This window comes from Avibacterium volantium (assembly GCF_049366555.1).
Classification (GTDB): domain Bacteria; phylum Pseudomonadota; class Gammaproteobacteria; order Enterobacterales; family Pasteurellaceae; genus Avibacterium; species Avibacterium volantium_A.
In genome coordinates this window covers 1-22781 of the sequence record NZ_JBMMGT010000027.1, presented here as the reverse complement: position 1 = coordinate 22781, position 22781 = coordinate 1, and the positions used below count along the sequence as shown (strand labels likewise).

Genomic DNA, 22781 nt, shown 5'->3' with positions numbered 1-22781 from the left:
ATAAAAGGTAACCAATATGCAGTTAAAAACTCTTATTACAGCAGCAATGTTAGCGCTAAGTGTAACGGCTTGTTCAACCGTAAGCAAAGTGGTGTATCGTATTGATGTGCCACAGGGTAACTATCTTGAAGCTGCCACGGTGGATCAAGTAAAAGTGGGAATGAATAAACAACAAGTGCAATATTTATTGGGCACACCAGTTTTAATTGACCCATTTAGCGATGACACTTGGTATTATGTTTTCCTTATCCAAAAGGCTTACCAAACGCCAGAACAACATACCTTTATCGTAAACTTTGATAGGCAAGGGGTGGTTACTCATCTTGATTTAGATAAACCATTGCCAACAGCCGGTGAAAAAGAAATCAACAATGTAGTGATTGAAGCTTCAGAAACCCAAAACAAACGTTGGTGGCAGTTCTGGAAATAAAAAATTCGGCAAAATTACACCGCACCTAATTATAAGGACCAATCATAATGGCTAAATTATTATTAGTGGACGATGATATTGAACTTGTGGAACTTCTGGCTGAATTACTTCAGTTAGAGGGCTTTGAGGTAGATACCGCAAACAATGGTAAAGAAGCCTTAGACAAATTGGATAACAGCTATCACCTCGTGTTATTGGATATAATGATGCCTGTATTAAACGGCATTGAAACCCTAAAACAAATTAGGCAACATTTCACCACACCGGTAATGATGCTCACGGCACGGGGCGATGAAATTGATCGCGTTATCGGCTTAGAATTGGGTGCGGACGATTATTTACCGAAGCCTTTCAATGATCGTGAATTGGTGGCAAGAATTAAAGCCATTTTACGCCGTACCGAACTAGCAAATTCAGTGAATGAAAGCAAATCGGAAGAAAATCAGCAAATTGAATTTTGTGGTTTAACCCTCTATCCGGGACGTCAGCAAGTGCTTTATGAAGATAAAAATCTCGAACTCACAGGCACTGAATTTGCCTTATTACAAATCCTTATTGCCAACCCGGGGCAAATTCTTTCTCGTGAGCATTTGAGTATGGAAATCCTTGGTAAACCGCTTACGCCTTTTGATCGTGCCATTGATATGCATATGTCAAATTTAAGGAAAAAACTTCCGCCACGAAATGATGATTCCCCTTGGTTCAAAACATTACGAGGCAAAGGCTATCTGCTCGTTGCGTCTAAATAAACTCAATCAAAATGAAATTAACTTTTCTTAATACACTCTCAATGCGAATTTTTGCCTTATTCTGGCTCGCTTTTGTTCTTCTCCTCGCATTGATTTTTTTACTGCCTTATTTTGACGCGCGTATTTACACCGAGCTAGGCAACGAAGAGGTTTCAGGTTATTACGGTGAAATATCCACCGCCATTCGTAATAAACAACTGGCACATATTATCTCGGGCGTGCCAGTTATCCCAGTGGATAAATTTGATGGCATTCACCCTGTTCTTGTCGATCAAAACGGCAATATTCTCGGCACAAGAAAGGAAGAAATTGCCCCTATTCAGCAATTTATGTATCACACCAGCACCACATTAAAACCGCTGAAAAAAAACTTTTATGACATTCAAATTGCAGGGCCTTTTACCGTACATCTTAATTTAGAAAATGATGTGCCTTACACACTCTATTTTGTCAGCCGTGTTAATCCACAAAAAGAAATTCTTTCCTACATTTTTGACCGCCCTTATATTCTCATTTTATTTATTATGTTGATTTCCACCCCCTTACTATGGTGGCTTTCACGCAGTATCGGACGGCCATTACGGCATTTACAACAAGCTGCAAATGCCGTGGCATTAGGAAATTTTAAAGTGGACAAATCCCTTGAAACCCAAGGGACTATTGAATTACGCCAAGTAGGGCAAAGTTTCAACCGAATGACGATTGCCTTAGAAGATCTGCTTTCTAATCAACAAGCTTTGCTTTCCTCTATTTCACACGAGTTAAGAACACCGCTCACTCGCTTGCAATTGGCACTGGCATTATTACGCCGGCGTGTGAACGGCAGTTCAGAAATTGCACGCATCGAAAAAGAAGCCGTACGCCTTGATGGAATGATCAACGATCTGCTTTTACTTTCGCGTCAGCAATTAAACAGCCACATTCTGCGAGAAATTTTCCCCATCATCGAAATTTGGCACGATATTATTAAAGATAGCCGCTTTGAGGCAGAACAGAAAAAATTATCTTTTAAAGTAAAACAGCTTATCCATAAACCAGGCCAATATTATCTCAATGGAAACAAAGGGTTAATTTGCAGTGCCATTGAAAATATTTTATGCAACGCGCTGAAATATACGCGTTCTAAAATTGAAGCAACGATCTTCGTTGAAGATAATTCAATGGTCATTACGATTGATGACAATGGGGCAGGCATTCCAATCAGTGAATATGAAAATATTTTCAAACCTTTTTACCGTATTGACGAAGCCAGAACCCGCGAAACAGGCGGCACAGGGCTAGGGCTTGCGATTGTCGCCAATGTTATCCGTGAACATCAAGGAAAAGTTTGGGCGGCATCAAGCCATCTTGGTGGGTTGCGTGTTGTGATCAAATTGCCACTGTGGATTTCTGAATAAAAATATTTTGAGTTTGTTGGGTCATCTATTTCAGAAATAAAAACACCAAAATTTCCAACCGCACTTCTATTTTGCACGATTTTCCATTTATTGTAATAAAGTTAGTGCGGTGCTTTTTTGTTAAGTTTTTGTAGAACGAGAAAGAAGTAGAGATAAAAGAAAAAGATAAGAAAAAAGAGCGGATTTTTCACCGCTCTTTTGTTTTGAAATGGTTAAGCACCTTTGTGTTGGAAATAAAGCACTGTGGCGGCAACACGAGAATGAACGTTTAGTTTACGCAGCAAATTGCGGATATGCACTTTTACCGTTTCTTCTGAAATGAAAAGTTGCGCAGCAATTTGTTTATTGGATAAGCCTGTGGCGATAAGGCGTAACACGTCCATTTCGCGATCCGTTAAAGTGTAAATTGGATCTTGTTCTGGGCGCTGTTCTAACAGCAGATCTTTAATGGAATCACTTAAAATCACTTCGCCTTGTGCAATGCGTTTGATTTGTCCAAGTAGTAGATCTGGCTCGGTATCTTTTAATAGATAACCATCTGCACCTGCGTCCACTAGGGTGAACACATCATTTTTCGCATCAGAAACGGTGAGAATAATAATGCGAGCATCCACATTTTCTGCGCGCAATGCTTTAAGGGTGTCTAATCCTGATAACCCTTTCATATTCAAATCAAGAATGATTAAATCTGGCGAAGTGCGTAACGCAAGATTAATGCCTTCCGTGCCACTCCCTGCATCTCCAACGACTTCAAATGCTTCATCAAGTTCTAATAATTGTTTTATGCCACGACGCATCAATGGATGATCGTCAATGAGCAATATTTTCATTTTATCAAGCATAGTTTCCCCTATTATGATGACACCAAACGGCTATAAAATGGCACAATTTTGATCCCATTATCACTTGGTAATAATTGATAAAATTGTGGGTAGTTAAAATTTCGTTGCACAATTTTATACGGATTATTATCTCCCTCCAAGCCTGCCGACTGGTAAATATGATTTATCTCATAAATTTTCTGTTCTTTTTCGCCTTCACAGTTGCGATAAATCTCAATGCGGTTGGCTTCATCTAAAATATAGACGTTGAATGTGTGATCTAAGTTATTTTCAAAGAAAAATTGTAAAAAGCCTTCGCTAGCAAAGGCGTCAATTTCATAAGGATATTTTTTGCGTGCTTGTGGCTTTTCTTTATGTTCGATGAGCTCTTGCACTTCGACATTAAAATCATTGTTATCAATCAATGGTGGATTGTGGATTTCTTGTAGGCTAATGCCGCGTTCTTCAAAGAAAAATTGCCAGTTTTTCCCCGCCACACGCAGTAAATTATTTTGTGGTGCATCACTCACGCCCACTTGAATGCTGATACATTTTTGAATTAAGGCGGTAACAATGTTGCGCAAGGTTTTTTGATAATATTTGCTGTAACAAAACACATTGACGCTTTGTGGCGAAGTTGCGCCACGATAAATTTTGTTAGAAAGCACTTTTAATGCAAGCAAAATGGCATTCGGCCCTTCAAAGTGCAGGGTACGAATTTCATTCCATAAATTGCGGTAGGTAAGATCAATGCTTCCGACTAAACTTTCTTCATCAGGACCAAAGCTAAATAAATCACTGGCGATAATGCTGGTTTTGGCTTCGGATAAGTGTGCAGTGGGATCTTTGGTAAGGTTGATCGACACCACCAAATTTTTGATTTCACAGTTGTGGTTTAATTCTTCGTTACTTGCCACAGGCACGATGGCGGGCAAGGACAAGCGAAGATCGGCGACAAAGTGGCGTAATTTATGCAGATCAACATTGGGGCTGAAAATATGTAATTCGGTTTTTGGCGTAAGCAGGCGGTTAAAATATGCCCACGCCACGAGTTTATTGAGGTTTTCGCTATATTCCACATAACGCTGTTGTTGAAAGCCACGAATATCAGGCGTTTGATTAACCAAATACCAGCCATCTTTGAAATTACGGTTATTTTTCACCTCAATAAAAGTGATGTTTTTTTCCGATAAATCAGAAGAAATCATTGCATTGAGCAGGGTGATTTTGCCCGGTAATTCTTCAAAGGCAGTGTAAAGCTTACGGGTTAAAATGCTAATATCTTGCGGCATTATGCTGGAATTTACCTTATATTTGCGGGCAAATTGCACCAAATGGCGATAGCTAAACATTAGGAATTTGATTAAATTATTATGACTTTCTCTCACCCGTTTGATTTTCCAGCACGCCCGTTGATTCAGCTCTTGCACTAATTCTTTCGGCCAGCCCCAAGTTCTGGCTAAATTCTGCAATTGAGAAAGTCGCCACGTATTTTTTTCTACATTGCTGTTATATTCATTGGCTTTAATGTAAAAACAGCGGCGCACGAACTCTAAACGCTGCAAATCTTTTAAGCCAATCAAATAGTTAGTTACGCGATCAAGCATTGTGAGATAAGGATCAAAGTGATGTTTTTTGTCCCCATTAAGCAAGCGAGCTTTAAATTCTTGCGCGATAAGGTAAGTATCGGGATAATCCGCTGAATAGGTTTCCAGCAATAAAATTTTTAAGACGGATTTATAAGGCGAATCGATCCCCTTGTAGAGTTGCCATAAACTTGCACCAAAATATTCATTAGCAGAAAATGCCCCTAAGCCGCCAAAATCCACCCAATCATCAGGATTGATCACCTTTTCTTCGATTAAACGAGCCACTTCATTTTCGTAATCTTTTTCATTTTCTACCGCCAAATGCAGCCACAATAGGGGTTTACCCGCAAGGCGAATGGCGGAACGATAAAATTCATCAAGCAGCAGCATATATTGTGCTGAACCACAATTTTCTGCGGTTAAAGGATCCGCATAACGAAAGCAGCGGAAGCGATTTTGATCCATTGGGTAAAGATTAATTTCGATCCCTAAGGTTAAAGCCCATTGCTGCAAGGCGTCCATTTTTTTGTGCAATAAGTTGCGATCAGCTGCGCTGATATTTTCTAAATGACACACCCAAATATCCAAATCAGAAATGGACGTTTGGCTGATTGAGGCAATGCTTCCCATCACATACACGCCTAAAATAGGCGCACAAGTGCGGTGCGAAAATAGCGAGTTTTTTATATCCTGTTCCGTGAAATCAAATTGTCTTATTAGGAAATTTTGTTGATAGTCTGACAATTTAAAATCAGCAATCCCTGCTGGCGCATTTTCAATATAACCTGGTAATTTTTCGTGATTGAGATGCAATAACAAGCTAATTGTTTGAAATACTTGCTTAAATTTCTGAGATGTCCCTGAAATTGCGCGTTCAAAACGCACTTTATCAAGATATTCCACTTGCTTTTTAGCACTATTAATATCGTAATTCAATTTATATCCTAGGAAAGAGGGATTGATAAATGAACAATTTCCTCGCATTTTTTGAAAAGAAATTGAAGTATTACTCTATCACTTGCCTCACAGGAAAGCAAAAAAATTAAATGGAAACTGACATTTTTCAGCAACAGTGATAGGATAAGACAATTATTTCTAATCTTCTTTTTTGCACGATGACGACAAAAAAACTACTCAAAATCGCCACGCGCCGTAGCCCTTTGGCATTATGGCAAGCTAACTATATTAAAGATCGTTTAACTCAATTATATCCACAACTTACGGTGGAGCTTGTGCCAATGGTTACCAAAGGCGATGTGATTTTAGACACGCCTTTAGCCAAAATTGGCGGCAAAGGCTTATTCGTCAAAGAGTTAGAGAACGCCTTATTAAATGGCGAAGCGGATATTGCGGTGCATTCAATGAAAGATGTGCCAATGCAATTCCCAGCAGGATTAGGCTTGAGTGTGATTTGTAAACGTGAAGATCCGCGCGATGCATTTGTGTCAAATTCTTACCGCACTTTAGATGAGCTACCTGAAGGCGCGGTGGTAGGAACATCAAGTTTACGCCGTCAATGTCAGCTGAAAGCCTTACGTCCAGATTTGAATATTCAATCTTTGCGCGGCAATGTGGGAACGCGCTTGAGCAAATTAGATAACGGTGATTACGATGCCATTATTTTGGCTTCCGCAGGCTTAATTCGTTTAGGAATGGCCGATCGCATCGCTTCTTTCATTGATACCGAAACCTCTTTGCCCGCAGCAGGACAAGGTGCAGTGGGCATTGAATGTCGCACCGATGATCTAGGAACCCAACAATTATTAGCCCCATTGGCAGATGCCGAAACCACCGCCTGTGTATTAGCAGAACGAGCAATGAATAACCACTTACAAGGTGGGTGCCAAGTACCCATCGCAGGCTATGCGGTAATTCGCGATAACCAGCTTTATCTCAAAGCCTTGGTAGGCAAAACAGACGGTAGCTTAATCATTCGTGCAGAAAATCAAAGTGCGGTGGAAAATTCGCAAGAATTAGGCGTACAAGTGGCAGAAAGCCTGTTAAAACAAGGGGCTGATGAAATTTTGCAAGCCCTTGGTATTTAATCGCCTAGGCTTATAACAGCAAGGAAAAGAAAATGGCAGTGTTGGTTACGCGTCCTGATGAAAAAGGTAAGCAACTGGTAGAAATGCTTGCAAAGGCAGGCATTGCAGCCATTCATTTTCCGCTCTTTTCCATTCAAGCGGGGCGTGAACTGAATGATTTACCCCGTCAGCTTAATCAACTTAAGGCCGGTGATTATGTTTTTGTGGTATCGCAAAATGCGGTAACTTACAGTGCAGAAAGCCTGAAGCAAGCGGGCTTTCAATGGCGGGCAGATTTACATTATTTTACCGTAGGACAGCGAACCGCGCAGGTCTTTTCCAGTCAGACAGAACAGAATATTCATTATCCTTTTCAGCAAGAAACCAGTGAGGGCGTACTTTCTTTATCCGCAATGGAAAATTTGCACGGTAAAACCATTTTGATTTTACGCGGTAATGGTGGCCGTGAGTTTTTCTCCGAGCAAGCCAAGTCGCGTGGGGCAACAATTCAAACTCTCGAATGTTATCGCCGCGAACCGCTGATTTATGATAAGGCAGAGCAAGTGAGTATGTTAAAACGCGCTGGAATCAGTGAAATTGTGGTAACGAGTAAAGAAATTTTGCGTTCATTGCTGGATTTTGTGCCAAAAAATGAACATAATTGGTTAATGTCTTGTGGATTAATTACAATTAGCGAAAGAATTGCTCATTTCGCCCAAGAAAAAGGGTGGCAAAACGTGCGTATTTCGCCAAAAGCAAATAATTCAGCAATGTTAAATGCGGTATTGCAACGAAATGAAGTTTAATCAGCATAAGGAATAAATTATGGCTAAACATCACGGCAAAAAAATGGGGAAAAATCGTTTAACGGAAACCTCGTCCGTACAGCCCGTACAGCAAGAAGTAGAACAACACGAAGTAGGAAAAGAAGTAGAACAAGAACCTACTGTTCAAACCAGCCAACAGCAAGCAAACCAAGAAAGCGAAGTGAATCCCCAAAGCACAGAACAAAATGAGCTGGAAGCGCAGCAGGACACCGATTCAAATCAAGCCCAAGTAACGGAAGAGCAAACAACAATGAAAGAAAAAGAGCAAACTCAAGAACGCGATGAATTATCGCAACAAGCGAAATCCTCTGAAACAGAAGCAGACCAATCGGCTGCTGAGCCACAAACCGTCATCGTTAAAAAAGGCGGTACGGGTGTGGCGATTTTAGCCTTATTAGTGGCGTTAGGTTTAGGTGGCGCAGGCTATTATTTTGCTGAGCAGCATTTAACCAAAGTGCAAGGCCGATTAACCGCCCTAGAACAACGCGCTGTGCCAACCAACGTACAGGGCTTAATGGATAGCGATTTAGCCGCATTAAAACAAGATCAAGCAAAAATTGCACAGCTTGCCCAAACTAGCCAATCTACCAACGATAAATTAACGGCGTTAGAAAAAATGGTGGAAATCAAGGATCAACAAATCACTTCATTACAAAATCAAGTTAAGAATTTAAGTAATGCACAGAAAACGGCACAGCCGAATGATTGGTTGCTTTCTGAAGCAGATTTCTTATTAAACAATGCGTTACGCAAATTAGTGCTAGATAATGATGTGGATACCGCGGTTTCGCTATTAAAAGTGGCTGATGAAACCTTAAGTAAGGTATCTGATCCGCGTGCGATGCAAGTGCGTAGCGCCATTAATGCAGATTTAAAACAGCTATTGTCGGTGAACAATATCGATCAAAACGCCATTATGCAACGCCTTTCTCAGCTGGCAAATAACGTGGACGAACTCACCGTGCTAAACGTGAATTTTGATGATCCAAATCCCGCTAACGAAAAATTAAGTGGTTCTTGGGAAGATTGGAAAGAAAATGCGGAGAAAAGTGCGACCTCTTTCTTAAATCATTTTATTCGTGTTACACCAAAAAATGCCGAAAGCAAAGCCTTACTTGCACCAAATCAAGATATTTATTTGCGTGAAAACATTCGTTTACGCTTACAGCTAGCCATTATGGCGGTGCCACGTCAGCAAAATGATTTGTATAAACAATCTTTAGAAACCGTGGCATCTTGGGTGAGAAGTTATTTTGATACCAACACGGAAGTAGCAAAAACTTTCTTAAATGAAGTGGACGAACTGGCGGAACAATCTATTTATGTCGATGTGCCAACCCAACTTAGCAGCTTAAATATGCTAGATAAACTGCTTAATAAACCGTCACAAGAAGTGCAAAAAATTGAGATTTCCGTAGATAAAGATGTGGCTAAAGAAACGGCACAAGAAGCGAAAGCCGCTCCAGTAGAACAACCAGTAGCGGACAAAGCTGAAAACAACGCAGCGCAAAATGATGAAAGCCAAAGTGAAAAGCCGAGCGAAAATCAAGCTGATACAGAAAAACAATCTGATGCAGAAAATAAAAGTGCGGTAGAAAATTCTGACAAATCTGAGCAAACACAACAGTAGAGGAAATAGCAATGTTTAGAACCCTATTTTTAATGCTGGTGTTACTTGCCGGCTTAATCGCAGGCCCTTATTTATCGGGCAAACAAGGTTATGTGCTAATAGAAACCAGCACATACAGCATTGAAATGTCCATCACCACTCTTGTGATTTTCTTTGTAATCGCAATGGCGGTGGTGTACGGTATTGAGTGGATCATTACCAAATTCTGCCGTTTAAGTAACAGCACTTACGGTTGGTTCTCCCGCCGTAAACGTCTTAAAGCACAAAAACAAACCCTTGAAGGGTTGATGCTAATGGACGAAGGGCAATATTCTAAAGCCGAGAAATTGATTGGTAAGAACGCCAAACATTCTGATGAGCCGGTGTTGAACTTTATTAAAGCCGCCGAAGCTGCCCAACAGCGTGGTGATGAATTTAGTGCTAACCGTTACCTTATCAAAGCGACCGAATTGGCTGGCACGGATAATCTACTTGTTGAAATTGCTCGCACGCGAATTTTGTTACAGCAAAATAAATTGCCAGCTGCACGCAGTGCCATTGATAGCCTGTTAGTAATGACCCACCGCAATAAAGAAGTGTTGAAACTCGCGGTTGAGATTTACTTAAAATCCCACGCTTTTGAAGCTTTGGACAAAATTCTTGATCAAGTGGAAAATTCAGGGCTTTATTCCGACAAAGAATTTACCACCTTACAACATCGCGTTGAAGATGGCTTACTTGATGAGAAAATGAATGAAGAAGGCGTGGACGGCTTGCTTAAATGGTGGGACGATCAACCGCGTAAACGTCAAAATGATCTTTATGTGAAAGTGGGATTAATTCGCCGTTTAATTGACAGTGATGATCACGAAACCGCTTATAAATTGATCTTAGAAGCCTTGAAAAAAGTGGACGACAACAACCCACTGGCACAACAACTTTGCACACAGATTACCCGCGTTCAACCAGTAGATAACAGCAAATTGCTGAAAATTATGGAAAAACGCGCGAAACAAAGTAAAGATCAAGGCTGTTGTTGCACAAACCGTGCTTTAGGCTATTTGTATGTGCGTAATGGTGAATTTGCCAAAGCGAGTGAGGCATTCAAGAAAGTGCTGGAAAATAAAGCACAGCTTGAGCCAAATGATATTACAATGGCGACCTATGTGTTCGAGCAAAACGGTGAAAATGAATTGGCTAAACAACTTCAGCAAGAAAGTTTGAAATCCGCCATGTCGGTGCAAAACTTAGCCCCTGAAGAAAAGGAAAAAACGCCAGAAAATTCCACCGCACTAGCGGAAACAACAGAAGCCAAAAATGCTTAAGGTAAACCTAATGCCCTGTTTTGCAGGGCATTTTCTTTAATGATAAAAAATGATGTGATGAAAAATCTTCCCCATAACATTGCACAATTTTTACAACAGCAAACAGTGATGAGCATTGCCGTACATAGCGCACAAGGCTTTTGGGCGGCCAACTGCTTTTATGTGCTTGATGACAGCAATATCAGCTTGATCTTCTTTTCTTCCCTTTCCACCCAACACGCACAAATTATGCAACAAAGTGATCTGGTGGTTGGCACGATCGCCACCCAAACGGATCAAGTGAGCGAGATTGAAGGCGTGCAATTCAAAGGACGTGCCATTTTGCTTAATGAAGATACCCGAAAATCCGCCCTTAAACGCTATTATGACCGTTACCCCTTTGCGCGCTTAATGAACACGGATTTATGGCAAATTGAGCTTGACGAAATCAAACACACGTCAAATAAATTCGTTTTTGCCCAGAAAACTTACTGGCAAAGAGCAAGTGCGGTGTAATTTTTGATTATTTTACTTAAATAAGTAAAAATCGCTTTTCTTTCTAGCAAAAAAGGGTACTATATCCCGTCTTTTGTAAGGCTTCGGCTTTACGAACCTCTGTTTTCCAAATTGGAAAAAATAAAAAAGCTGAAACGCTTTTTTTAATAAGTAGCGAGTCAAAATGCCCCATGGCATCTTATTTGGAAAAATAAGAAAGCTTAGGCTTATAACGCATATGACGTTATCCCGCAAGGCACCCGACTTATTTTTTTAACCTCTTATCGAAGGTATAGATTAAAAATGACAAACACTCCTGTAAATCCAATCAACAACGCAACCAACGAATATTACCTTACTCGTCAAAATGAAATGGAATCCAATGTGCGTAGTTATCCACGCAAATTGCCATTGGCGATCGCAAAAGCACAAGGCTGCTGGGTAACAGACGTAGAAGGTAATGAATATCTTGATTGCTTAGCTGGTGCAGGTACATTAGCCCTTGGACATAATCACCCAGCGGTGATCCAAGCTATTCAAGACGTATTAAGCAGTGGTCTACCGCTTCATACATTAGATTTAACTACGCCATTAAAAGACGCATTTACCGAAGAACTGCTTTCTTTCTTCCCGAAAGATCAGTATCGCTTGCAATTCTGTGGCCCTTCTGGTGCTGATGGCACAGAAGCAGCGGTAAAACTTGCTAAAACCTACACAGGGCGTGGTAATGTTATCGCATTCTCTGGTGGTTACCACGGAATGACCCACGGTTCATTGGCGATGACAGGCAACTTAAACGCAAAAAACGCGGTACAAAACTTAATGGCAGGCGTGCAATTTATGCCTTATCCGCACGAATATCGTTGTCCATTAGGCTTAGGTGGTGAAGCAGGTGTTGATGCTTTAACCTATTATTTTGAAAACTTTATTGAAGATGTTGAAAGCGGTGTGGTAAAACCAGCAGCCGTGATCCTTGAAGCCATTCAAGGGGAAGGCGGTGTGGTTACTGCGCCGGTGAAATGGTTACAAAAAATCCGTGAAGTGACCAAAAAACACGGCATTGTGTTAATCCTTGATGAAGTACAAGCAGGTTTCTGCCGTTCAGGAAAAATGTTTGCCTTTGAATATGCAGGTATCGAGCCAGACATCGTTGTAATGTCAAAAGCGGTAGGTGGAAGTTTACCATTAGCAGTGCTAGCTATTCGAAAAGAATTTGATGCGTGGCAGCCAGCAGGACACACAGGCACATTCCGCGGCAACCAAATGGCAATGGCGACAGGTTATGCCTCATTAAAAGTAATGCGTGAGCAAAACTTGGCACAAAATGCTTTAGAACGCGGTGATTTCTTACAAACTGAATTGAAGAAATTAGCCCAGCAGTATCCTTGTATCGGAAACGTGCGTGGACGTGGTTTAATGATCGGGATTGAGATTGTTGATGAGCGTAAACCACAAGATCGCATCGGCGCTTATCCAGCAGATGGTGAGCTTGCTGCAGCAATTCAAAAAGCCTGCTTTAACAATAAGTTATTGTTAGAACGTGGTGGTCGTGGCGGTAACGTGGTGCGTATTCTTTGCCCACTCATCATCACGCAAGCAGAAAGTGAAGAATTAATCAAACGCTTTGCTCAATCTGTTGCAGACGCATTAAAAGCTGTGCGTGGCTAATTATTGATCTAGCTAAATGGGGTGTGTAACGCCCCTTTTAGCTATTTTTATCTCAATCATCTTTCAGGAAATTCTCAATGGTCGATTTCGCAAAACACAAACAATCCCTTCTTTGCAATGATCCACAATCTATCGCTGATTATGAAAAAAATATGGCAACAGCAATAAGTGCGGTAGGAAATTGGCTCAAAAATAACAAAATGTACACTGGCGGCAGCATTAAACAGCTACGCGAAGAAATTGCTTTTCAGCCTTCTGAACAAGGTTTTGGCTTAGAAAAATCCTTAGATCGCTTAACGGAATTATTCTTAAATAAAAGCCTAAAAGTGCATCACCCTCATTCTTTAGCACACTTACATTGCCCAACCATGGTGGCAAGCCAAGTGGCAGAAGTGTTTATTAACGCCACCAACCAATCAATGGACTCTTGGGATCAAAGCCCAGCAGGCTCATTAATGGAAGTGCAACTGATCGAATGGCTGCGTGAAAAAGTGGGCTATGCAGCAGGTGATGCGGGCGTGTTTACCTCTGGCGGTACGCAATCTAACTTAATGGGTGTGCTATTGGCGCGTGATGCTTGCGTGGCAAAACACTGGAAAAATGCGGAAGGCAAAGAATGGTCTGTACAGCAAGATGGCTTGCCAGCAGAAGCCTTGCAACGTGTAAAAGTGTTATGTTCAGAAAATGCACACTTTTCCGTGCAAAAAAATATGGCGATGATGGGAATGGGATTCCAATCCGTGGTGAGCGTGCCTTGTAATTCCAACGCACAAATGGACACCAACGCCCTAGCCGACATTCTCGCCCAGCTCAAAGCGGAAGGAAAATTAGTGGCGTGCATTGTGGCAACCGCAGGCACAACTGACGCAGGGGCAATCGACCCACTCAAAGACATTCGTAAATTGGCTGATCAATATGATGCGTGGTTACACGTTGATGCCGCGTGGGGCGGTGCATTGTTGCTTTCCAATGAATATCGCCATTGGTTAGACGGCTTAGAGCAGGCGGATTCTGTTACCCTTGATTTCCACAAACACTTTTTCCAAAGCATTTCTTGCGGTGCGTTTTTGCTTAAAGATCCGCAAAATTATCGTTTTATTGATTACAAAGCGGACTACCTAAATTCAGAATATGACGAAGAGCACGGTGTGCCAAACCTGGTAGCAAAATCACTGCAAACCACACGCCGTTTTGACGCGTTAAAATTATGGTTCACCGTAGAAGCACTTGGTGAAGAACTTTACGGCTCAATGATCGACCATGGGGTGAAGCTCACGCGCGAAGTGGCGGATTACATCAAAGCCACAGAAGGCCTTGAATTATTAGTTGAACCGCAGTTCGCTTCGGTGTTATTCCGTGTCAATCCTGCGAACTACCCTGCGGAATTTATTGATAATCTCAATCAAAATATCGCAGACGAATTGTTCGCCCGTGGTGAAGCTAATATTGGGGTAACGAAAGTCAATGGCGTACAAGCCTTAAAAATGACCACCCTTAGCCCAATTGCCACCCTTGAAAACGTGCAAGCCTTGCTCGCTCAAGTGCTGGAAACCGCTGATAACATCAAAGATGCGATCGTTGCCGGCAATTATGTGCCAGCGATTGATTAATCTTTCTAGACGGTAAGAAAAAAGTGCGGTGAAAAATACCGCACTTTTTGTTTCTTTGTGTTTATTTATTGCGTTATCCTTTCCGATTACACATCAGCAACCCTAGCACAATCAATGCACCACTGGCGAAATGATACCAATAGAGCGCTTCCCCCAAAACGCTAATACCAAGCAATGCGGCAAATAACGGCGTTACATTGGTGAAAACCGCACCTTTCGCACCGCCCACGAGGCTTATACCGTAATTCCAAAAGGCGTAAGATAAAATTGACGGTCCGATAACCAAATAGCCAATCATTGCCCAATGGCTCGTAGAGATTTGGCTCATAATCGGCTCGCTGGCGGTTAAGGCTTTCCATAGAAAAACAGGGCTAAAGCACAGAATTGCAATGGCAACAAGCAAAGTAAGCATCACGGCGTTGGGTAAGTCTGTTGGGCGTAGGCGGATAATGCAGCAATACAGCGCCCAGCTCAATGCCGAACCAATCGCCCATAAATCCCCTTTATTCACATTAAACTGTAGTAAGGTTTGTGGATCGCCTTGGCTTAATAAACATAATACACCGAAGAAACTCACCACTGCCCCTGCGAGCATTAAAGGGCGAATTTTATCCCCGAAAACAAGACGATTCAGCAATAATACCGCAATCGGCACAACCGCAAGATAAATACTGGCATTAAGTGCGGTGGTGGTTTGTAAGCCCTGATAAAGAAATAACGGGAAAATGACAATGCCGAGTAAAGAAAGTGCGGTCAAAATTTTCCACGTTTTTTGAATAGTGGGATAAAAAGTGATGACACGTTTAGCAAACAGCAATAACAAAATTACCGCAGCGGGAAACCAACGAAGATAAGTTAGCACAATGGGATCCACTTCACGGCTTAGTATTTTGCCGAAAATATAATTGCCGCCCCAAAATAAGGTGGCTAAAATCAGGCAAAGATAGCCATAATGCTGTTTGTTCATCTTGTGCCGCGTTCCACAATAATCCCCACATTGCGGGCTTGTGCTACGGCTTTAGGTTTACTTAATTTAATTTTTAACCAGCTCAGCCCATATTTTTGTTCAAGCTGCACTGCCACTTCATAAGCCACGCGCTCAATTAAGAAAAAGGGCTTAGATTGCACATAGTCAATGATAAATTCGCTGACTTCTGCGTAATTTAGACAATATGCCACATCATCACTTTCTGCGGCTTGGCGGCAATCCCACGCCATTTCTATATCAAAAATAAGCTTTTGTTTGATTTGTTGTTCCCAGTCATACACGCCAATTTGAGCGAAAACGACCAATTCTTCAATAAAAATGCGATCTATCATAAAATCCTTCAATATCCTGAAATACTATTAGGCGTATGCTACCAAGTTTATGTACAATAGACGAACAAATTTTTCACTTGACGAATCAGGTAGGTAAAAATGAGCCTTTTCGCCCTTTTTTATATGTTTTGTGCGTATTTGCTCGGTTCAATTTCGAGCGCTATTTTATTTTGTCGCCTAGCAGGCTTACCTGATCCACGCACAACAGGCTCACACAACCCCGGTGCAACTAACGTACTACGCATCGGCGGGCGCTGGGCTGCCTTAGCAGTACTCATTTTTGACATTTTAAAAGGAATGCTTCCCGTATGGGCGGGCTATTATCTTGGCTTAACCCAATTTCAGTTAGGTATGGTCGCACTGGCCGCCTGTTTAGGGCATATCTTCCCCATCTTCTTTAAATTTAAAGGCGGAAAAGGCGTCGCCACCGCATTTGGTGCAATCGCCCCTATCGGCTGGGGCGTGGATCTATGGATGCTCGGCACTTGGCTTGCGGTATTTTTGCTCACGGGTTATTCATCTTTAAGTGCCGTTATCGCCGCGATCACCATTCCTTTTTATGTATGGTGGTACAAACCTGAATTCACCTTCCCTGTCGCACTCGTCTGCTGCCTGCTCGTTTACCGCCATCACGACAATATCCAACGCCTATGGCGTGGGCAAGAGGACAAGGTTTGGGGTAAGTTTAAATAAGAGTTATAGATATGAACTAACCTCAATTCATTAATAAAGAAATATGCAATCATATTTAATATATTTCCAATTCCCCTATCTCCGCCACATCTATTTTAAGTCCTATTAAAATTAATTTATAAACAAGATATAGAAAGAACAACTGTTCACCATGTGATTTTATATGTAAATGATAAATCTTAATATATTAAGATTGTAAATACTCAAATATGTGAAAAAGATCACAAAAACAACAAAAATATACGGAGAAATCTAGATCTGAGATCTGGATCACATTTTTTCTAGAACAAATATGATTAAACCCAAGTAAATCAAAAGAACACAAAGTGAACATATGATAATTAAGGAGAAGATATATATAAACCAACAATTGCTTTACTGCTTGGAGAGACTGCTGGTATCGGGCCAGAATTAGTAGCAAAACTTCTAAGTAAAGACACGATAAGAGAGCAAGCCAATATCTTAATCATTGGAGATGAAAACGAACTTTCTAATGGTATGAGAATAGCTCAAACAAATTTTCCTTATGAAAAAATAGAAACGAACCTACTTTTTAAATATCAGTTCAAAGTGGGAGTTCCTGTTTTACTTGAACACAAATGCTCTCATCCATTACCACTAAAATATGGCATCGCAGTTGAACAAAATGGTGTTTATATTCTAGAAACACTCAAAATAGCAGTTAATTTAGCGAAAGCAGGCTATGTTCAAGCAATCTGCTTTGCACCATTAAATAAACAAGCAATGCACAAAGGAGGACTTAAATATAGAGATGAACTCCACTGGTTTGCAGAGCAAACAGAATTTAAGGATTTTGTTTGTGAATTAAATGTCGTTGATGATATTTGGGCTGCACGCGTAACCTCACACATTCCGTTCAAAGATATTGTCCCGAATTTATCTATACAAGGGCTGGTTGATTGTATTTGCCTATTGAATAGGACGCTTATCCAAGCAGGTATCTCTCACCCTAAAATTGCAGTGCAAGCACTAAATCCTCATGGAGGGGAAGGAGGAGTATTTGGTGATGAGGAAATGACGATTATTAAACCTGCTATAGAACAAGCTCAGCGAGAGCATGGCATTGAACTATATGGACCATTCCCTGGCGATACCACAATGCATGAAGTAAAACGCTTAAATCTCGATGGTGTCGTATCAATGTACCATGACCAATTTTCTACCGCATTGAAACTTCTTGGTTTTGAGCGAGGAGTAACAGTTCAAGGTGGTATCCCTATTCCAATTACTACAGCTAATCATGGAACCGCTTACGATTTATACGGAAAAAATGTGGCTGTTCCAACGGCATTTGAAGCTGCTTTTAATATTGCAGTTCGTATGGGACAAGGTGTACTTAAATCAACAGAATACGCTTAGGAGACACGATGATGGCTAGACATCCTAAAAAATTACTCAATGATCCAAATTCAGTACCGACAGAACAGTTAGAAGGTCTCCTTTACGCCAGTCAAGGTAAATTATTAAAAGTTGAAGGTTATAGTGGTGTATATCGCCCCGATATCCGTAATGGCAAAGTTGTTATTGTTACAGGCGGTGGTAGTGGTCATGAACCTATGTTTGCTGGTTATGTCGGGAACGGCCTAGCAGATGCGGCAGCCCTAGGTGATATTTTTGCTTCTCCTTCACCAGACATCATTATAGAAACAACCAAATCTGCAGAAAAAGGTCAAGGCGTGTTATTTATTTATGGTAACTATGCTGGGGATAATATGAATTTCGACATTGCGGCAGAACTTTTGGAAGAAGATGGAATTCAAGTTAAGACAGTACGGGTGTCAGATGATATTTCCGCTGCCCCCATTTCTAAAATGAGCGATCGGCGAGGTGTTGCAGGCGATATGTATGTATTAAAAATTGCTGGTGCTGCTTCTGAAGCAGGTTACAACTTAGATCAAGTATATGAAGCGGCAAAAAAAGCGAATTTTAACACCAGAACTATGGGCGTTGCACTAGGAGCTTGTTCAATTCCCCAAACAGGAAAATTTAATTTTGAGCTAGCCGATGACGAATTAGAACTCGGTATGGGAATTCATGGGGAACCAGGTGTTAGAAGACAAAAAATGGCACCCGCAGACGAAATCAATGGAGAAATGGTTGAGCGTTTATGCGATGACATTGGCTTGCAAGAAGGAGACAGAGTTTGTGTAACAATCAATAATTTAGGAGGTTCTACCTATACTGAATTATTAATTGCTTATAGAAAGGTACACCAAGATTTAATTAAGCGAAATATTTAGATTCACGATGTACTCATTGGGCCTTATTGTACATCTCAAGAAATGGCTGGTTATTCAATAACAATTTTCCGTTTAGACGATGAATTGCAGAAACTGCATGACATGCCTTGTGACAGCTTTGCTTGGAGAAAATAAGATGAATATCACGGAAACAAGAGAGATGCTTTTATATACAGCAGAAAAAATGGTTAACAGTGAACCCATGTTAACAGAATTGGATTTGAAAATTGGGGATGGAGATCATGGGCTTGGTATGCAACGAGGTTTTGCAGCTGTTCGTGCTTTACTTCAAAGTGGTGATTTTTCTCCTAAAGACATTGGCGAGCTATTTTTAATGTCTGGAACGAAGATGATGTCGAGTATGGGTGGCGCTTCTGGTGCAATATTCGGCACTTTATTTAGAGCTGGTGGAAAGGCAATTGCTGGTCAACAAGAGTTTAATAGTAATGTCCTTTCACAATTTTTAGTCGCAGGATCAGCCGCTGTTTTTGCTAGAGGATGTGCAAAACCGGGAGATAAAACAATGATTGATGCTCTGGTTGCAGCTGAAAAACAATCTGAGCAAGTGAAGAATGAAGATTTAAAAAATGCCTTATCAAGTGTAGCCAAAGCTGCAGAAGATGGTGCTGAAAATACACGTAATCAAGTTGCAGTCTTCGGCAGAGCTAAGAGTTTAGGCGAAAGGTCATTAGGTCATGTAGATCCAGGAGCAGTATCTATGTCTTTGATTCTAAAATATATGTCGGAGTTTGTTAATCAATAATACTGTCATATCAATTATTCACAATAATAACTGATTGAAATGGGTGTATTTTGAAACAAATAAACTCTTTTATTAAATAAGGGGCTGACGTAGATTAGCCCTAAATTTCACACCATTTTCGCAATGTTTTTAGCTGCTCTTTTGGTGTCCCAAAGTTAAATCGAAATTCACATTCTTTCAAAAATAATGGAAAACTTTTTCGGTCAATTCCATTATATTTTCGGAGTATCCTCTTGGCTTGACTCCAAAAATTTTCAATGTCGTTGATGTGATTTTGTTTCACTGCAAACAGCTCCGAATGGTTAATTCGTTCGTGGTGAAATTCGCTTACATCAAGGGCATCATAACTACGATACGTATCTGTATAAACCCAACTATCAGGCTTAATTTTCCTTGTTATAACAGGCAGTAACGTTTTTGATTTGGTATCATCTACGACAATAGTAAACACTTTTCCTTGCCGTTTCAATATCCCAAAAACAGCGACTTTTCCTGCAGCTCCACGACCTCGTTTTCCTTTACGATGTCCACCGAAATAGCTTTCATCCAACTCAATTTGTCCGTCAAATACTTCATCCGCTTCAAGTGCTAAATAATAGCTGATGACCTCACGGATTTTGCGGTAAAACAGGATGGCTGAATTGGGCTGAATACCGAGTAAATCTGCGGCTGATCGAGCTGTTACTTCTAATACAAAAAATTCAAGTAGCTTTTTCTGTATAGACTTCTTTAATTTACAATGAGTTATCTTCATTTTTGTAGGTTAGCATACTAGCTAATCTACGTCAGCCCCAATTGAAATTATAGCCTTTGATTTTCCACAAGATTATCCTATCAGAGGCTGGCTGACTGGAGAAATAGAAAAACCATTATCAAAACATGTAACTCATCACCATTTATTATCCAAAGGAATTACATTAGTCGAATATCTTTGTAATACAGATAAAATAACAAGCACTATTGTTGAGGCATTAATGATCCCTATCGCAATAGAAAATGCCGATGGCGCACCTTGCAGAGTTTTAGTAAAAAATAAGGACTAATATCAATGAAAAAAATATTTTTTGGTACAAATCTAAAAATGTACAAAGATAGAAAAGAAGTACAAAACTATCTTTCTGCATTATCTCATAATCTTTCTAAAATTAAATCAAAATTTCAGCTAGAATTTTTTGTCATTCCATCTTATACCGCTTTAGAAACAGCAATGAATACGGTTAAAAAAGATGAAACGTCCCCTCCAATAATCATTGGTGCACAAAATATGAATCCCAATGAACGAGGACAATATACAGGAGAAATCTCCCCATTAATGCTAGAAGAATTAGGTGTCAAATTAGTGATGATTGGTCATTCAGAGCGTAGACACCTAATGAGGGAAACTGATAAAGAAGAGAATGAGAAAGTTTTATCATCTCTACAACATAACTTTTTCACCTTATTATGTGTAGGTGAAACCATAGAGCAAAAAGATTATCAAATTTCTGATGAAATTCTTAGAATACAGTTGAAAATAGGGTTAGCTGGCGTTTCTATTAATGATTTACCAAAATTACGGATAGCTTATGAACCGGTTTGGGCTATTGGTGATTCTGGAACGCCAGCAAGTGCTGAATATGCTAATAAGAAACATCAAGTTATAAAAGAATGCTTAGTAGAAATTTTTGGAGATGCAGGAAAAGATATACCAGTATTATATGGTGGAAGCGTGAATCCACAAAATGCGAATGAATTAATTGTTCAGCCTTATATAGATGGGCTATTTGTGGGTCGTAGTGCTTGGAATGCTGATGCATTTTATTCTTTAATTAAAGATTCGTTAGAAACATATGAAAATCAACAATCTGATAGCAATAACTCAGAAAGTGAATATTCAAAAATAGCTTATTTGCTCCTTGAATATTTAGGTGGAAAAAATAATATTAGCGCACTAACACATTGTGCAACTCGTATTCGAGTTGTATTGAAAGATGATACTAAAATCAATAAGCTTAATATTGAAAAGCTTGATAAAGTTAAAGGATTATTTTCAATAACTAACCAATTTCAGATTATTTTCGGTCAATATATTGTCCAAGAAGTTTATTCAGAGTTAAAGAAATTACTTAATTAATATTGATAAGGAGTTATTATGACAACACAATTAGAAGCATTACGCGAAATGACCGTGGTTGTGGCAGATACAGGGGATATTGAAGCCATTAAAACCTACCAACCACAAGACGCCACCACCAACCCATCACTCATTTTAAGCGCCTCTGCTTTGCCTCAATATGCACCATTAATTGATGAAGCCATTGCTTATGCCAAAAGCAAAAGTGCCGACAAAGCACAGCAACTTATTGATGCAGAAGATAAATTAGCGGTAAACATCGGTTTAGAAATCCTTAAAATCGTGCCAGGACGCATTTCTACCGAAGTGGACGCACGTCTTTCTTACGACACCCAAGCGACCGTTGAAAAAGCGCGTAAATTAATCGCACTTTATAATGAAGCAGGCGTGTCTAATGATCGTATTTTAACTAAAATTGCCTCCACTTGGCAGGGTATCCGAGCAGCAGAAATCCTTGAAAAAGAAGGCATTAACTGTAACCTAACCCTTTTATTCTCAGAAGCGCAAGCGCGTGCTTGTGCGGAAGCGGGCGTATATTTAATTTCCCCATTTGTGGGCCGTATTCTTGACTGGTGCAAAGCAAACAGCGACAAAAAAGAATACGCACCAGCAGAAGATCCGGGCGTGATTTCAGTGACGAAAATTTACAACTATTACAAACAACACGGCTATCAAACCGTAGTAATGGGCGCAAGTTTCCGTAACGTAGGCGAAATTACTGAGCTTGCAGGCTGCGACCGTTTAACCATCGCGCCAGCATTGTTAAAAGAATTACAAGAAAATCACACCGCACTTGTGCGTAAATTAAACTACACTGGCGAAGTGAAAGCCAAGCAACAACCGCTTACTGAAAGCGAGTTCTACTGGCAACACAACAGCAATCCAATGGCAGTCGAAAAACTGGCTGAAGGTATCCGCAAATTCGCCATCGACCAAGAAAAATTAGAAGCGATGTTATTGGCGAAGTTTTAAGGTTTGCTATTGGTATTAGGAGAATAAAAATGTCAACTCGAAGAGAATTAGCGAATGCCATTCGTTTTTTAAGTATGGACGCGGTGCAAAAAGCCAAGTCAGGTCACCCTGGTGCCCAATGGGAATGGCGGACATC

General features: G+C 40.5%; 20 protein-coding genes and 2 pseudogenes. 17 read left to right on the top strand and 5 right to left on the bottom strand.

All coding sequences use genetic code 11. The features are described from left to right. Nucleotides 1–16: 16 nt before the first annotated feature. The 3 genes from bamE to cpxA are packed head-to-tail and all read left to right on the top strand — an operon-like array spanning nt 17 to nt 2576. On the top strand, nt 17–430 hold the full coding sequence (bamE, locus tag ACLS0A_RS08985) for an outer membrane protein assembly factor BamE (protein ID WP_416083174.1): 414 nt from the start codon (nt 17–19) through the stop codon (nt 428–430). Between the two features lie 47 nt (nt 431–477). After that, nucleotides 478–1179 (top strand): envelope stress response regulator transcription factor CpxR, encoded by a 702-nt coding sequence (gene cpxR / locus ACLS0A_RS08980; protein WP_416083175.1) that lies wholly within the window; start codon nt 478–480, stop codon nt 1177–1179. Between the two features lie 5 nt (nt 1180–1184). After that, a complete protein-coding gene (cpxA, locus tag ACLS0A_RS08975) occupies nt 1185–2576 on the top strand; it encodes an envelope stress sensor histidine kinase CpxA (RefSeq protein WP_416083188.1) in 1392 nt (463 codons plus the stop codon). A gap of 212 nt (nt 2577–2788) precedes the next feature. Here cpxA and ACLS0A_RS08970 read toward each other — a convergent pair whose 3' ends face one another. Further along, nucleotides 2789–3418, bottom strand: coding sequence for a response regulator (locus ACLS0A_RS08970; protein WP_103853604.1), 630 nt, complete (start codon nt 3416–3418; stop codon nt 2789–2791). Between the two features lie 11 nt (nt 3419–3429). Continuing rightward, a complete protein-coding gene (locus tag ACLS0A_RS08965) occupies nt 3430–5922 on the bottom strand; it encodes a class I adenylate cyclase (RefSeq protein ID WP_416083176.1) in 2493 nt (830 codons plus the stop codon). 179 nt (nt 5923–6101) lie between these two features. Between ACLS0A_RS08965 and hemC the strand changes: the two genes are divergently transcribed. The 7 genes from hemC to ACLS0A_RS08930 all read left to right on the top strand — a co-directional run bounded on the left by hemC (nt 6102) and on the right by ACLS0A_RS08930 (nt 14523). Then, the gene (gene hemC, locus ACLS0A_RS08960) at nt 6102–7031 is read left to right on the top strand and encodes a hydroxymethylbilane synthase (RefSeq protein ID WP_416083177.1); all 930 of its coding nucleotides are present in this window, start codon (nt 6102–6104) and stop codon (nt 7029–7031) included. 32 nt (nt 7032–7063) lie between these two features. Next, nucleotides 7064–7816 carry a uroporphyrinogen-III synthase gene (locus ACLS0A_RS08955; RefSeq protein ID WP_416083178.1) on the top strand — a complete coding sequence of 251 codons (753 nt, stop codon included), beginning with the start codon at nt 7064–7066 and terminating at the stop codon, nt 7814–7816. Between the two features lie 43 nt (nt 7817–7859). Then, nucleotides 7860–9467: a uroporphyrinogen-III C-methyltransferase gene (locus ACLS0A_RS08950; RefSeq protein WP_416083189.1), complete on the top strand. Its 1608-nt coding sequence runs from the start codon at nt 7860–7862 to the stop codon at nt 9465–9467. A gap of 11 nt (nt 9468–9478) precedes the next feature. Next, nucleotides 9479–10771 carry a heme biosynthesis protein HemY gene (locus ACLS0A_RS08945; protein ID WP_416083179.1) on the top strand — a complete coding sequence of 431 codons (1293 nt, stop codon included), beginning with the start codon at nt 9479–9481 and terminating at the stop codon, nt 10769–10771. A 39-nt stretch (nt 10772–10810) separates the two neighbouring features. Further along, complete coding sequence (locus ACLS0A_RS08940; RefSeq protein ID WP_416083180.1) at nt 10811–11266, top strand: hypothetical protein; 456 nt, start codon at nt 10811–10813, stop codon at nt 11264–11266. Between the two features lie 282 nt (nt 11267–11548). Next, complete coding sequence (locus ACLS0A_RS08935; RefSeq protein WP_115248965.1) at nt 11549–12913, top strand: diaminobutyrate--2-oxoglutarate transaminase; 1365 nt, start codon at nt 11549–11551, stop codon at nt 12911–12913. 77 nt (nt 12914–12990) lie between these two features. Then, nucleotides 12991–14523, top strand: a complete 1533-nt coding sequence (locus ACLS0A_RS08930; protein ID WP_416083181.1) for a pyridoxal phosphate-dependent decarboxylase family protein — start codon at nt 12991–12993, stop codon at nt 14521–14523. Between the two features lie 73 nt (nt 14524–14596). Here the strand turns inward: ACLS0A_RS08930 and ACLS0A_RS08925 are convergent, their stop codons facing one another. Then, complete coding sequence (locus ACLS0A_RS08925) at nt 14597–15490, bottom strand: DMT family transporter (RefSeq protein ID WP_416083182.1); 894 nt, start codon at nt 15488–15490, stop codon at nt 14597–14599. Continuing rightward, nucleotides 15487–15843 carry a dihydroneopterin aldolase gene (gene folB / locus ACLS0A_RS08920; protein ID WP_115248962.1) on the bottom strand — a complete coding sequence of 119 codons (357 nt, stop codon included), beginning with the start codon at nt 15841–15843 and terminating at the stop codon, nt 15487–15489. Before folB ends, ACLS0A_RS08925 begins: the two co-directional genes overlap by 4 nt. A 99-nt stretch (nt 15844–15942) precedes the next feature. Between folB and plsY the strand changes: the two genes are divergently transcribed. The 4 genes and pseudogenes from plsY to dhaL all read left to right on the top strand — a co-directional run bounded on the left by plsY (nt 15943) and on the right by dhaL (nt 19560). Next, nucleotides 15943–16536, top strand: a complete 594-nt coding sequence (plsY, locus tag ACLS0A_RS08915; RefSeq protein WP_416083183.1) for a glycerol-3-phosphate 1-O-acyltransferase PlsY — start codon at nt 15943–15945, stop codon at nt 16534–16536. A 354-nt stretch (nt 16537–16890) separates the two neighbouring features. Next, entirely contained in the window at nt 16891–17916 is a 1026-nt protein-coding gene (locus ACLS0A_RS08910) for a 4-hydroxythreonine-4-phosphate dehydrogenase PdxA (RefSeq protein ID WP_423106812.1), read from the top strand. Between the two features lie 8 nt (nt 17917–17924). Further along, a pseudogene (locus tag ACLS0A_RS08905) lies at nt 17925–18932 on the top strand (dihydroxyacetone kinase subunit DhaK). A 1-nt stretch (nt 18933) separates the two neighbouring features. Continuing rightward, nucleotides 18934–19560, top strand: coding sequence for a dihydroxyacetone kinase subunit DhaL (dhaL, locus tag ACLS0A_RS08900; RefSeq protein ID WP_416083184.1), 627 nt, complete (start codon nt 18934–18936; stop codon nt 19558–19560). 100 nt (nt 19561–19660) lie between these two features. On the opposite strand, the gene ACLS0A_RS08895 is transcribed toward dhaL, so the two are convergent. After that, the gene (locus tag ACLS0A_RS08895; protein WP_416083185.1) at nt 19661–20314 is read right to left on the bottom strand and encodes an IS1595 family transposase; all 654 of its coding nucleotides are present in this window, start codon (nt 20312–20314) and stop codon (nt 19661–19663) included. Nucleotides 20315–20608: 294 nt separating this feature from the next. On the opposite strand from ACLS0A_RS08895, the gene ACLS0A_RS08890 reads away from it, so the two are divergent. The 3 genes and pseudogenes from ACLS0A_RS08890 to ACLS0A_RS08880 all read left to right on the top strand — a co-directional run. Further along, entirely contained in the window at nt 20609–21673 is a 1065-nt protein-coding gene (locus ACLS0A_RS08890) for a triose-phosphate isomerase (protein WP_416083186.1), read from the top strand. Nucleotides 21674–21691: 18 nt separating this feature from the next. Beyond that, nucleotides 21692–22645: a transaldolase gene (gene tal, locus ACLS0A_RS08885; RefSeq protein WP_423106811.1), complete on the top strand. Its 954-nt coding sequence runs from the start codon at nt 21692–21694 to the stop codon at nt 22643–22645. A gap of 29 nt (nt 22646–22674) precedes the next feature. Then, a pseudogene (locus ACLS0A_RS08880) lies at nt 22675–22781 on the top strand (hypothetical protein); the annotation flags it as partial.